General features: G+C 38.1%; 13 protein-coding genes and 2 pseudogenes. 6 read left to right on the top strand and 9 right to left on the bottom strand.

The features are described from left to right. From TETH514_RS06255 to TETH514_RS12715, 8 genes are all read right to left on the bottom strand, one after another. Window positions 1-792, bottom strand: a complete 792-nt coding sequence (locus TETH514_RS06255) for a phage antirepressor (protein WP_009052905.1) — start codon at window positions 790-792, stop codon at window positions 1-3. 86 nt (window positions 793-878) lie between these two features. Continuing rightward, window positions 879-2,813 (bottom strand): DNA polymerase, encoded by a 1,935-nt coding sequence (locus tag TETH514_RS06250; RefSeq protein WP_009052906.1) that lies wholly within the window; start codon window positions 2,811-2,813, stop codon window positions 879-881. Beyond that, window positions 2,810-3,370, bottom strand: coding sequence for a DUF2815 family protein (locus TETH514_RS06245; RefSeq protein ID WP_009052907.1), 561 nt, complete (start codon window positions 3,368-3,370; stop codon window positions 2,810-2,812). The genes TETH514_RS06250 and TETH514_RS06245 overlap by 4 nt, the downstream gene beginning before the upstream one ends. Before the next feature lie 5 nt (window positions 3,371-3,375). Then, complete coding sequence (locus TETH514_RS06240) at window positions 3,376-4,503, bottom strand: DUF2800 domain-containing protein (RefSeq protein ID WP_009052908.1); 1,128 nt, start codon at window positions 4,501-4,503, stop codon at window positions 3,376-3,378. After that, a complete protein-coding gene (locus TETH514_RS06235) occupies window positions 4,500-4,817 on the bottom strand; it encodes a hypothetical protein (protein ID WP_009052909.1) in 318 nt (105 codons plus the stop codon). The genes TETH514_RS06240 and TETH514_RS06235 overlap by 4 nt, the downstream gene beginning before the upstream one ends. Continuing rightward, window positions 4,810-5,019: a hypothetical protein gene (locus tag TETH514_RS06230; protein WP_009052910.1), complete on the bottom strand. Its 210-nt coding sequence runs from the start codon at window positions 5,017-5,019 to the stop codon at window positions 4,810-4,812. The genes TETH514_RS06235 and TETH514_RS06230 overlap by 8 nt, the downstream gene beginning before the upstream one ends. A 117-nt stretch (window positions 5,020-5,136) precedes the next feature. Beyond that, window positions 5,137-5,631: an RNA polymerase sigma factor gene (locus TETH514_RS06225; protein WP_009052911.1), complete on the bottom strand. Its 495-nt coding sequence runs from the start codon at window positions 5,629-5,631 to the stop codon at window positions 5,137-5,139. A gap of 164 nt (window positions 5,632-5,795) precedes the next feature. Then, window positions 5,796-5,942, bottom strand: a complete 147-nt coding sequence (locus tag TETH514_RS12715) for a hypothetical protein (protein ID WP_003350897.1) — start codon at window positions 5,940-5,942, stop codon at window positions 5,796-5,798. Window positions 5,943-6,289: 347 nt separating this feature from the next. On the opposite strand from TETH514_RS12715, the gene TETH514_RS06220 reads away from it, so the two are divergent. The 5 genes and pseudogenes from TETH514_RS06220 to TETH514_RS06200 all read left to right on the top strand — a co-directional run. Beyond that, entirely contained in the window at window positions 6,290-7,306 is a 1,017-nt protein-coding gene (locus TETH514_RS06220) for an ABC-three component system protein (protein WP_009052912.1), read from the top strand. Further along, on the top strand, window positions 7,299-7,748 hold the full coding sequence (locus TETH514_RS06215; protein WP_009052913.1) for an ABC-three component system middle component 2: 450 nt from the start codon (window positions 7,299-7,301) through the stop codon (window positions 7,746-7,748). The genes TETH514_RS06220 and TETH514_RS06215 overlap by 8 nt, the downstream gene beginning before the upstream one ends. A gap of 4 nt (window positions 7,749-7,752) precedes the next feature. Continuing rightward, entirely contained in the window at window positions 7,753-9,531 is a 1,779-nt protein-coding gene (locus TETH514_RS06210) for an AAA family ATPase (RefSeq protein WP_009052914.1), read from the top strand. A 23-nt stretch (window positions 9,532-9,554) separates the two neighbouring features. Continuing rightward, window positions 9,555-9,767 carry a helix-turn-helix domain-containing protein gene (locus TETH514_RS06205; protein ID WP_009052915.1) on the top strand — a complete coding sequence of 71 codons (213 nt, stop codon included), beginning with the start codon at window positions 9,555-9,557 and terminating at the stop codon, window positions 9,765-9,767. A gap of 51 nt (window positions 9,768-9,818) precedes the next feature. Next, window positions 9,819-9,992, top strand: a pseudogene (locus TETH514_RS06200) (type I restriction-modification system subunit M N-terminal domain-containing protein); the annotation flags it as partial. A gap of 156 nt (window positions 9,993-10,148) precedes the next feature. Here the strand turns inward: TETH514_RS06200 and TETH514_RS06190 are convergent. Further along, a pseudogene (locus TETH514_RS06190) lies at window positions 10,149-11,386 on the bottom strand (IS110 family transposase). A gap of 268 nt (window positions 11,387-11,654) precedes the next feature. Here TETH514_RS06190 and TETH514_RS06185 point away from each other — a divergent pair. Further along, complete coding sequence (locus tag TETH514_RS06185; protein WP_009052917.1) at window positions 11,655-13,313, top strand: class I SAM-dependent DNA methyltransferase; 1,659 nt, start codon at window positions 11,655-11,657, stop codon at window positions 13,311-13,313. Window position 13,314 lies beyond the last annotated feature (1 nt).

Raw genomic sequence — 13,314 nt, 5'->3', positions numbered from 1 at the left:
TTACATCTCCTCGAATTCGGACTCTTGTTCAATCAATGGTAAAATGCCATGATCCTTAAGAAGCTCATAAATGAACAAGCGTCCTTTCTGAGTCCAGTAAGTATGAACCTTTGAATGCATCGTCCCATCATTTCCAAGGTAAGTATGGGTTTTTGTCGTCGTATATCCATGTTGAGCGTACTTTTGATATAGAAGCCAAATCTTCCCTTGACGGAATTGAACACCTAAATTATGCAGATACTCATTAAACCAGCGCCCTGACTTTCCATAGTCCTTGGCTATTGTTGTGATAGACACCGCATCCTTACAGTTAAGTACCACATCGTAATAACTTGCTTTAGGTTTCATTTCTGCAATTTGCTGTTCTTGAATGCTAATGGTAGTAGTTAACTCAGCATTTTTAGCTCTTTCCGCTTTAAGCTCCTGTAGTGCCTGAATCAAAAAGTCTGGATTAGCAAGTAACTCATCTGTAGCATAAAGGCCATGCCTTCTGATTGAAGGAAGCACCTCATGGGTTACCCAGCGCTTAAACTTTTTAGCTTCTGGCTTTCGAGAAACCAATATCACGCTATAAAGACCACTTTCATTGATAATAGATACTTCCTGTTTTCCTCCAGGGGTGTCGATAATATCGACTCCCTTTTCATCACTGTCCAAACGAGCCATAACATCACGACTGTTTCCAATGTCTAGTACCGAACATACATCTTTTAGAACCCACCAAGGATTTCCATCCTTCATTACTGTTCTTACTGTGTTGCCTTCATAGTTGAATAAAGTTATTTTGTTCATATCGAACCTCCAGCATATAGTTGTAGAGCGATAAAACATGCCCTCAGCTATAAGCAAAAAAAGAGGAGGCTTCGAACCCCCTCAAATTAATCTTTTTTATAAAAATCGCATTCAAATCCATCCGCACGAAGTAGAAGCCCATGCGCCCAAGGCGGTACCTGACCCATAAGAACACAGACGTCTTGTACGCATATTTCTAAAGGAACCTCTAAAACTACCTCGTCATGGACATGCATGACAATATTTAGTCCTGATTCATCCAGATTTCGCATGGAATGGCAAAGAAGATCTCTTGAAATGGCCTGCACGATGTTCTCAACAAACTTCGGACCATAACTTTCAATGCGCTCCCATTTCTTTGTGGCACCAACTCCTTCATAAGTCACTGCTTCACTGCCAAAGCTGTTAATACCCATTCTTGGTTTAACATAAGTAAGTTGTCTGCCAGAAGGAAGCCATATTAATAGCATCCCGCTACGATACTCAAAACGGATACGATGAGTTTCAGTTCTGCACCTTTCTGTTACAGCTTCTTTGACAGCACGATCAACATCCCACCAAAGTCGTACAATATTAGGATTTGCATTTCGCCATGCGTAGACCAAAGGTTTTAATTCTTCTTCGGTAAGACCCATATCAAGTGCACCCATTGCTTTTAATGCACCTACAGAACCACCATAACCTAAGGCCAGCTCCGCAATTTTTCCTTTTTGTCTTAGAGGACTGCCTTTTGTGACTTCTTCTAAGGGGACTTTAAACATCTGGGAAGCAGATGCTTCATAAATCTTTCCATGAGTAGCAAACACTTCGTTTCTCCATGTCTCGCCTGCAAGCCAAGCAATAACTCTAGCCTCTATTGCACTAAAGTCAGCAACGATAAACTTATATCCTTTCTTTGGCACAAAAGCGGTTCGAATTAATTCAGACAAAACTCCCGGAATAGAGTCATACAATATTTCCAAGGCATCAAAATGGCCACCTCTAACCAATCGACGTGCCTGTTCCAGATCCGACAAATGGTTCTGAGGGAGATTTTGAACTTGTATAAGCCTTCCTGCAAATCTACCGGTTCGATTAGCACCGTAGAATTGTAGTAGTCCCCGAGCTCTTCCGTCAGTGCATACGGCATTTTCCATTGCGGTGTATTTCTTTACACTGGATTTGGCTAGTAACTGTCTCAGTTCCAGTACTTCACTCAGATGTTCTGGAGCTTCCTTTAATAGTGCCTTAACTGATGCCTTATCAAGACTGTCTGTTTCCAGACCCTTTTCCGATAGCCAGGACTTCATTTGAACAACTGAATTAGGATTATCAAGATCAGTTAGTTCTTTTAGTCTGCTTGTTAGCTCTTCTCTTACTTTTTCATCACATTGAATCGCTTTTTTTACCAATTCCAAATCTAACTGAATACCCCGATCATTGATTTGCTGATCTAGAATATAGTTATTCCATTCCTCTTCAGGCATAGGAAATTTTTGAAGCTTTTCCTGTATAGAAAGTTCAACTTCAACGTCTCGAAGATTATATGCTTTGAAGCTATTCCACTTCTCTGGAGCATGTTCAGGTAGATTTCGTGTACGACCACCATTAGTTACTGTTGGTTTGCATGGAACTGAAAAATATCGAATGAGCTCTTTACCTTTTGTTAGCTTTTTCTTGTCTGCTCCTGTTACGATTGCTGCTCCTTCCAAAGATAAAGGAAGCCCAAGGTACGCAGACCAAACCATTGTGCAACGCCAAGAATCAGGTGCAAGGTGTATACCAAAGTACTTCGATAAGCAAATCCGCTCAAACTGCGCATTAAACGCCCATTTGGTAACATTATTATCTAGAATCGCTTGCTGTATTTCTTTAGGTATTTTTTCGCCACAAGCGAAATCTACTACTTGAACCGGCCCAGCATCCACACTGTAACCGAAAAGTAAAATCTCAAAATCCGGTGCTTCAGCGTAACGATAGACCCCGCTTTTGGCGAGGTCTACGCTGCTAAATGTTTCTATATCTATACTGAGGGTTCTCATGATAAAAAGTCATCATCCACATCAGTGACAAAATCATCAGCTGCATTAGTTCTGCCACCCAAAGGTTCACCATCACGGATTTTTTGAATATTTCCAAGTCCACAGGCTATACCTTTGTTTCCATTGGAGTTAAAGGCGTAGAAGTTGATACTCACTCTTGCATAGACACCAGAGTATACTTCAGAACGATCAATGATTGGATTGACGTTTCTATCTACAATTTGTGGAGGGGTATTGCTATTGGCATTGATAAAATAGCTATTTGCATAAGCTTCATCATCTGGACGATCAATATCTCCGTCACGTAGAGGAAGCTTTAACGCCGCTTTATTTGGAATCTTACCACCGAATTTACCTTTACCTTCTTCTATTGCAGCATTCACCGCTTCATTGATAGCACTTAAGGTTTTAGTATCACTCTTATGAATAATCAGGCTCACACTGTATTTTTCAGCACCGCCATTGATTGATTTAGGTTCCCACACATTAGCATAAGAAAGTCTGACAACTCCTGTAACTACTTTTGTTGGATTTGTTCTTTTTGCTGTTTTTGACATAATTTTTATACCTCCATAAAATCATTTTTTGCTGATGATGTGTTCATTTCAGGACGCTTATCTGAAACTGGAACTAGCGTCGGTTTGCCTGGTGGCTTCATAACTAGTTCACCAAGGATTTCATTAAATTTTGACTTGCCCATCAATTTTTCCATTTCGGTAATGGTAATGAGACTTTGCTTGTATATATCTCGGTATCCTGCATTCTTTGCTGCTTCTGCGACTGCTTCTTCATCTTTATATTTACGGTTGGAGCGACCTTCGACTACTTTAAACCCTGTCCACTTCTTTCCATGATTAACTGCTGCATCCGTCGCATAGGCTATAATCTCATTTGCCCAGTTAGTGAGATCACCGATAGAAGATAAAATGTCAGCAATCTCTTCATCAGATAAAAGTGGTGGTAGAGCAAACTCAAACGTAGCCAGTTTCATTTTTGCTTCTGCTCTTGCTCTACATTTCACTGCAGCCCGACAAAATTGACACCATTCACCGGGACAGTAGTTGCCGTCACCATTGAAGGCTAATTCAGCTTTAGGTTTTAAAACTTCTTCAGCCCATTGATACAAGTTTTCTTTTGAGACTGTGGATGTACTGACATTTTCTCGACGGGGTTGATAAATTGTCATTGAAACCATTTCGATATCATAAATGCCATCAAATAGATCCAGTGCACCAAGGGCATAAAGTTTCATTTGAGGATTGTCTTCTGCGCTGACTAAGACACCCTGACCATACTTAAAATCAATAATGTGAAGAGTTCCATCAGCAATAATTAAACAATCCCCCGTTCCAAATCCCTCAGGTACATACTTTGAAAAATCAAGCCGCTGTTCTATCAAGATTAAGGGATCACTACAAATTTTCTTGGCTTGCTCAATCACTTCAAGTACAAATTCCACGTAACCATCGGTGTAATTGTCCATCTCATCTGAGTCGTATGGAGAGACCGGCTTTTTTGATCTCATCTTAAGTGCCTTTCGGAGTTTGTGTTCACTTAATGCATGAGCTGCTGTGCCTTCAGCTGCAGCCTCACCACTGTTGTCATCAAACTCCAGTTCTAGCCTTGCCGATGGTGTACAGTTCATCCAGCGATGAGCTCCTGACGCGGAGAGAATTGCATGTTTACTCATTTCAACTCCTCCGCATCAGCAAGAATTGCAGCATACTTACTTGGATCAATCTGACTAAGTTTTGATGCACCATACTTTTCTAGAAGACCTCTAACTTCAGCAGTAAATCCATCATGACTTTTCTCCGCGAGCACCGCTCTTACTTCTTCTAAGGTAATTTGCTTTTCTTCAGGCTGTTTTTCATATCTTGGCTGCTCTGACTTTGTATCCTCCTTTGGCTCATTACTTTCAATAGCATCAGCCACAGCCTGAACACTATCTGCTAATGCTCGAAGATCTAATACCACATCAAGAAGGAGCTTAATCTTACTCATGGCCTACACCTCCTTCCTTGATTTCTTTAATTTCTACCGTCTCAACTGAGTCACCTGGAGTAATTACTAACAAACTGGCTTTCTTTCCAAATAGGAAATCAAGCATTCTAGTTCGGATAGTCTTACGAGTGCTTTGAATGACGGAGCTTTTTTCGCCATTAGGCTTTGCCACATTAATAGTGACTTTATGTTTTAGGCTCATATTCCCTCTCCTTTCCGGGGGCAATTTACCTACCCCTCACCGATAAGCGAAAAAGAGAGTTCTTTCGAACCCCCTTTCAGAAAAGATTTTTTATATAAAGGGTTCTTACGAACCCAATTAGGATAGAATTTTTCTTAGTCTTTCATGAAGCTTCTTAAGGCGGCCGCGAATGGCAGCTTCTGTCACGCCTTCTTCTGCTGCAATATCAGTGTTGGATCGTTTCTCAAGATATACTTTTTTGAAAAGTTCTTTTTGTTGTGGCAAAAGAGACTCCATTGCCTTTGTTAACTTGTCCAACATATCTTGATAATCGGCTTCATATCCAGCTTGTATGATTAGCTGTTCTGGATTCGCAGTATCATCTGCAAGATATTTATTGCGGTCATTGGCTGCTTCCTCTTCTCCGTCATAATAAGCATCCAGATGTGTTTTCACTCGATAATCATAGCGACGCTGCTCGTCCACTTCGTCATCATCCATAATGTGCAAAAGCTCGATGTCCGCTTCGGTGACCCCATTCTCACCCGGGGTAATCACAATCTTTGTTCCTTCAGCTGTGTAATAAATGTAGTTAGTTCTCTTCTTTTGGCTAGTTTTGTACGCTCTTTTCATAATTTGACTCCTTTGGTTTTCAAAATTTGGCTTTGAAATCCGCGGGAGCCGCTCATTATCCGTGAGACAAAAAAAGACGGCAGTGGAATACCTTTTCAGGTATTCCGCACTGCCGTCTAGCGGTCTCGCGGATTTAATGTTTACTTCATTAAAAAGCAGATAAACTAATTTTTAAGATTTACTACTTCTGTAGTGCCATCTGCATTTCTTTTGATTAATGTAATACAGTCTTTGATTTTGATTTCTACAGTACCAGTAGCTTCATCTACTCTACAAACAAGTTTTCCATCAAGGTTTCTCACTTCACTCATCTTCTTTTCATCCTTTCTCCTCTTCTGATAACAGGTATTTATGTGTATTTATGAGTATTTAATTTGATGTAAGCAGTTTAAATTTCTATTACAGGTAAAGGAATTGAATTATACTTATTTAAGTGATATAATTTATAAAATGTAGTTAGCAGAATCAATGGTTTATCAGGGTTATCTTTTCGGGGAATAACATCGCTCAAAGACCATAGTCACAAAATAAAAAATCCTTTTCCTGTAATGCTTACAAGAAAAGGATACAAGCTTTAGACCTATAAGTATTTCCCCTCGGTTTGACCTATTTTTGACCCTTTTTTGACCTTATGGTTCTGCAGAAAGGGATGGTCGTCGTGGGTAAATTATGCTTTGGTTCATATGCTAAAATTGTTCAAAAATCAATTAAAGAGCCTAATAGTCAAAAACGTGTTGCTGAATTATTACTTGGTCTGATCACCGACAATGAAGATGTTACAAACCAAGAAGGTGAACCTTTCGTAGTTACTGACAAGCTTGCCAGTGACTTATTTAATTGTAAAATTAATATGCGCAAAAAAATTAAAGAAGCATCTAGCTCCCCATTAATTATTAATTCTGCTCATGACTATTTTGAAGATGTGGTCATGCCTGAAATGATGCCTGAAATGATACAAGACATGATTGCTGAATTAGTAGACCTCATATCAAGTGACGATAGTGTTCCTCAGGATAAAAAAGATGAATTCTTAAAATTTGCTAATCCGACCTCCATTCATGTCTTTTTGTCTGACTTATTTTTGTACGTAATAAAAAAGGATAATAAAATTTCTAAGAAGTCACCAGCTCCCTTAAATAGTAAAATGCCTTCTATTCTTAGTGATGTAAAAAAGCTAAAGGAGCTTATTGAAAAAATCCCTCCTAGACAACCAGAAGCTATTGCTCCACCAGAAGAAATCGAGAATCATGAGATGGTTTACGTCAGAGAATTATTAGCCGCTTATGCTGATGCTGAAGGCATTGATGAGTTGCCAAAAGAATCCTTAGAAAGTTTTCCAAAGTATGAGAAGGACTTTAATCGTAGGAGAAAAGACTACTATGCAGCTGAAAGTATTAGACGTGGTGCAAGAGATGTATTCGGAGAAACGAATCCGGATCATTTTGAAATATTAAAAGAAGAAACATATGACGGTATCATAGATGTTTACGAAAATGAGTATCCTCATGGTCTCGCTAGGCTAAAAGGGGTTATGTCTCAAGCCACTCTTATTCGAGTTGATAAATGCGTATATAGCCAAATTCCTAATTGGATCGGCGCTAGTGAAAAAAAAGGTGTCTGCCACATTCTTGTAAATGATGGCAAACTTAGGGGGTGGGTTGAAACCGATGAGTAAGTTGTATAATACGCCATTTGAAGTATCACTACGTATATTGCTTGTACTAGAGTCTTCAAAAAATCAGAGCTTTAGTTTGGACATGCTTACTGCTATAGATTTTATTTCTCTTTACGGAAGAGATTTTGGTCTTTCTAATGAAAATCTGCATGGAGATAATAGTTATAAATTCAGTGAATTCGCCTTGCGCCGCGAACTCATAAAAACAGCAATTAAGCATCTTGTTCTTGATGACCTCATAAAAGTTAGCACGACCAAACAAGGTTTTACATATTCCGCGAATCAAAAAGGCTTAAGTTTTAGCGAACATTTATCCAGTGATTATGCTAACACATATCGTCAAGCTGTTTATTTGGTAAGGGAATTTATATCTAATAAAACAGAGCGTGAAGTTTTAGAATCTATAAATAAACGCTCCATATATTCGCTGCGGGAGGATTAATGAAATGACTAACCTATATATAAAAAAGCTAATTGTTTCCGGTGGTGGTAAAGAGCCTTCAGTTTTGGAATTTGATGAAGGATTAAATATTATATGTGGACCATCGAATACTGGAAAAAGTTATATCTTAGAATGTATCGACTACTTATTTGGCAGTGATAAAATTCGTTTTGATAGAAGCACTGGCTACAATAATATCAAATTAATTGTTGCTACAGAAAACGGTAGTATTACATTGGATCGTGAATTAGATTCAAATAAAATTAGAGTTCATAGCAACAATCACAAGATTGAATCTGGAGATTATAGAACTAGTGGAAAAAAGAATATCAGTGATGTATGGTTAAGTCTTATAGGTATTGATAAGGAGCATTTTATTATAAAAAACTCAAGGTATGATAAACAACGTCTTACCTGGAGGACTTTTTCACATATGTTTCTCATTAAGGAATCTATTGTTTTTCAAGAAGCTTCTATTATATTGCCAAGGCAAAATACAGCACATACCGCAGCTCTTTCTGCTCTCTTTTTCTTAATTACTGGTCAAGATTTTGCTGAATCTGACCCAAAGGAAGAAAAAAAGATAAAAGAAGCTAGAAAAAAGGCTGTTGCTGATTATATTAACAAAAGGTTAAATGATTTTGCTGAACGTAAAAACGAGCTTAACAAGCTTCCAGTTGGAGATGAAGAGTACCTTCAAGAAAAAGTAGAAAATATACTTGTTGAAATCGCTAAAACGGAAGAAAAAATTGCTGATTCAGTTAACCGCAGCAAACAACTTCTAAAGGAAATTTATATTGTCAGCGATCAATTGGCTGAATGTAATACGCTGTATAACCGGTATAAGGCATTGAAGACTCAGTATGCATCTGATATCAAGAGATTAACTTTTATTGTTGAAGGAGAGCTGCATAAAAGTAAAATACACCCAAATTCTAAATGCCCCTTCTGTGACAGCAGTATATCCTCTTCTCAAAGAGGAGCTTCTTATGTTGAAGCATCACATGCTGAGCTACATAGAATACAACTCCAATTAGATGATTTATTAGAAGCTGAGCAAGATCTAATAAAAGAACGTTCAACACTAGAGACTAAACTTGCGAGATTAAATAATGAAAAATCAGATGTTGAATTACTCATTAATGATGAATTAAAACCCAAAATTGCTGGGCTTAGATCAACTTTATATGATTATCGAAGAGCCATTGAAATTCGAAATGAATCAGTTGTTATTACCAAATATGAAACAACAATGAAATCCGAATTGTTTGAAGCAATGATGGAAGACGAATCAGCTGTAGAGTTTAAAATCAAGGCCTACTTTAATAACGAGATCATAGCAACATTGGACATCTATCTAAATAGAATCCTAGAAGCTTGTAAGTTTGATGGTTATAGCTCTGCTTATTTTGATTCAAGTTCCTTTGACATATTTATCAACGGGACTCCCAAAGACACATATGGCAAAGGATATCGCGCTTTTTTAAATACGGTACTTGCCATTTCGCTTATGGAGTATCTAACCGATAAAGGTAAATATGCACCTGAGCTATTGATTATTGACTCCCCTATTCTTTCTCTGAAGGAAAAAGAAGATGGTGTGGCATCTGACACAATGAAAGCTGCATTATTCCAATACCTATTAGACAACCAAAGTCATGGTCAAGTTATTATTGTAGAAAATGATATTCCTGATTTAGATTATAGCAGTGCAAATGTGATTCAGTTTACTAAAGATGAATCGTATGGTCGTTACGGATTTTTGAATGGTGTACGCCAATAAGAAATGAAATGGAGGCTTATTTAATGAGCAAAGATCAAAATCTAGAAAAATGGTCTTCAATGGATATTATTACAGATTATCTGGGTGTAAGTCGTGAAACTGTACTGCAGTGGATTAACAATCGCAACATGCCAGCCCATAAGGTAGGTAGGCTATGGAAATTTAAAATTTCCGAAGTTGATGAATGGATTCGCTCAGGTGGCGCGGCTGAGAAAAGTGAAACAGATGATGTTTAAAAAACCCTTTAGCATTATAAGAATTTCATTATTTGAAAGGAAGTGTTTTATATGGATAACCAAACCTACAATTCAATAGTAAACTTTATATGGGGAATAGCCGACGACTGCCTACGAGACGTATATGTACGAGGTAAATACAGAGATGTAATCTTGCCTATGACAGTAATCCGTAGATTAGATGCTGTATTAGAGGAAACAAAGCCTGCTGTTCTTACTACGAAAATGACTTATAATCCACTAAAGGCCAAAAATCTTTAGTGAACTGCACATTCACAATTGAATATAGATAATCTTTAAAAAAGACAATACTATCCTATGCAAGCATAATTACCTATACTTGCCAAATAGATATGCGATATAACGGAAATATTTCAATTGTTATACAGGCTGCTTTACTTCAAAACCGAGTTTCTTGAGTTCGCTGACCATCTTTACAACCCTCTTTTGCTCGGTTTGTTGCCTGCGTATATCAAAACAGCTTTCATCATACATTGTATCTGTTTTAAGCATTGTATAGATAATTACAAGTAGTTTCCTGGCAAGAGCTACGATAGCCTTTTTATGACCTTTACGTTGCCGCATCTTCCAATACCATGCACAGAGATAAGATTTCTTTTGGCGAGTTATCACCCAGGCTACCTCACAGAGTATACTCTTTATATATGGGTTACCTTTGTTGACGCTTACTCGTTTTTTTTACCGGCACTCTCATTATTGCCTGGGCTTAATCCTGCCCATGAACAAATATGTTCGGCGGTCTTAAACTTGCTCATATCAGTGCCTATCTCCGCTAATATGGTAGATGCAGCAACCTTATCTATGCCTGGTATGCTATCTAGTAAGTCTATCTGATGGTCGTATTTTTGGATGAATAAGTTAATTTGGCTTTCAATTTCTGAAAGATGAGATTCAAGGCTCTCAAGGTGTTCAAATATCATCTTGAGAAATTGCATTTGATGTTTATCCAATTTACCGTTTATAGCCGACATTATCTCATTTATCTTGCTGCGAGTTTGCGTCTTTAGATAACCATCAAGGTCATCTATAGTAATGCTACCATGAGTATATAGATGCTTTATTATACCCTTACCGGAAACACCAAATATATCCGATATAAAAGAGGAGAGTCTAAAACCGCAGCTTTGTAAAAACTTCTCAATGCGGTTCTTCTGAGAAGTAATATCGGCTATAACGTTTTTACGGTATCTGGTAAGCTCTCTTAACTCGCGTATGTCTTTATCCGGTATGAAACTGCCGTTTAGAAGGCCTGCTCTTAAGAGAGTGGCAATCCATTCAGCATCTTTCATGTCAGTTTTCTTGCCAGGCACGTTCTTCATATGTCTTGCATTGGCGATAACAAGAGATATGGAGCTATCAAAGGCTGTTTCAAGTATTTCATAGACAGGTATCCAATAAATACCTGTGCTTTCCATGGCCACGTGCATACAGTTTTGCTCAACAAGCCATGTTTTAAGAGCCTCAAGATCGTCACGTAAAGTAGAGAATACTCTTATTTCCGACGAAGGTTGTTGATTAACCGGTCCTTTAAGTAAGCAAGCTACTAGAGACTCTTTATGCACATCAAGTCCACAACAGCATTCGAGGATATCTTGCATATAGATCAGCTCCTAAATTAATTATTTTGGCAGGAATGATTGCCAGAGATTATATGAACTTTACTACACGTGCTACCCTAAGGTGCACAGTTGGTTGTACTCGAAGGCAATCGGTTTACGTTGAAAAACGGGGTATTTATTCCTCCAATGAACGCCCAAACTTTGTTCCTGCACTATTTCCAAGTTTATCATATAAGCAGAAATATGCAAGTACCCACTTAGTTCATTTTCATCTATGGTTGTGATTGTAAGATCATGAGGCGTTGAAATGAAAAAGAAACTAGACGAGGCAGGCATCACCAATCAAACTGCTGCACTATGCAATGCTGCTGGACAGTCATTTTGCAACAGTTCACCTTTTTGCTTGCGCGATTTAACCTCTAGAGCAAAGAAACAAACTTTAAAAGCAGATTTTATAGCCTATTTGGATGGCTTCTCTCCTAATGTTCAGGAAATATTAGATAAATTCAAATTTCGCAATCAGATAGACACCATGATTGATGCGGATATACTTGGCGCTGTTATCGAAAAATTTGTATCACCTACAATTAACTTAAGTCCTAACCCGGTTTATAAAGATGATGAAAAGAAAGAAATCCGTTTACCTGGTCTTGATAACCATACCATGGGAGTAATTTTTGAAGAACTTATTCGCCGCTTTAATGAAGAAAACAACGAAGAGGCCGGGGAACACTTCACACCACGTGATGTTGTCGAATTAATGGCAGACCTTATATTTGTACCAGTAGCAGATAAAATTAAGGATGCAACTTACTCATGCTATGATGGAGCTTGTGGAACAGGTGGTATGCTTACTGTTGCCCAAGATCGTCTTATTGAACTTGCTGAAAAAGCTGGTAGGAAAGTATCAATTCATCTTTTTGGTCAGGAAATAAACCCAGAAACCTATGCTATAGCTAAGTCTGATCTTTTACTACAAGGTCAAGGTGATCAAGCAGACCATATTGGGTTTGGTTCCACACTTTCAAATGACCAATTTCCTACTTATCAGTTTGATTTCATGCTAAGTAATCCACCATATGGTAAATCGTGGAAAGTTGACGCAGATAAGCTCGGTGGCAAGAAAGATATTATGGACAGTCGTTTTGTGACCAACTTTGCTGATGATCCTAATTTCAGTATGATTCCAAGAACAAGTGATGGACAGTTACTTTTCCTACTAAACAATGTTGCAAAAATGAAGAAAACTACCGAGTTAGGTAGCCGTATCGTAGAAGTTCATAATGGTTCTTCCTTATTTACCGGTGATGCTGGCTCCGGAGAAAGCAATGCCCGTCGTTATTTAATTGAGAATGACCTTGTAGAAGCAATTATTGCTTTGCCGGAAAACATGTTCTACAACACAGGCATAGGCACTTATATCTGGGTTCTTTCGAATAACAAAGCAGAACACAGAAAGAGCAAAATTCAACTTATAGATGCTACTTTATTAAAGTCGCCACTTCGTAAAAACCTTGGGAAAAAGAACTGTGAATTTACTTCCGAAATTAGACGTCAAATTTTAGATTTGTATATGGCTTTTGAGGAAAATGAGTATAGCAAAATTTTTGATAACAACGAGTTTGGTTATTGGAAAGTAACTGTCCTTCGCCCTGCTTACAATGAAGATGGTACTATTCAGAAAGATAAAAAAGGAAAACCTGTGGTTAATAAGGAGTTAACAGATACAGAACAAATACCTTTTACCTATGAAGGTGGCATCGAAGCATTCTTTGAAAAAGAAGTAAAACCCTTTGCTCCCGATGCATGGATTGACGAGAAGCAAACCAAGATAGGTTATGAGATTAGTTTTACAAAATACTTCTATAAACCAATTCAGCTGCGAACACTAGAAGAAATAACAGCAGACATTCGTGCTCTCGAAGTAGAGACAGACGGATTACTTGCTGAGATTATAGGGGGTTGAG

Source organism: Thermoanaerobacter sp. X514 (genome assembly GCF_000019065.1).
GTDB classification, from domain to species: Bacteria; Bacillota; Thermoanaerobacteria; order Thermoanaerobacterales; family Thermoanaerobacteraceae; genus Thermoanaerobacter; species Thermoanaerobacter pseudethanolicus.
The sequence above is the reverse complement of the archived record's forward strand: the minus strand, read 5'-3'. Positions and strand labels throughout refer to the sequence as shown.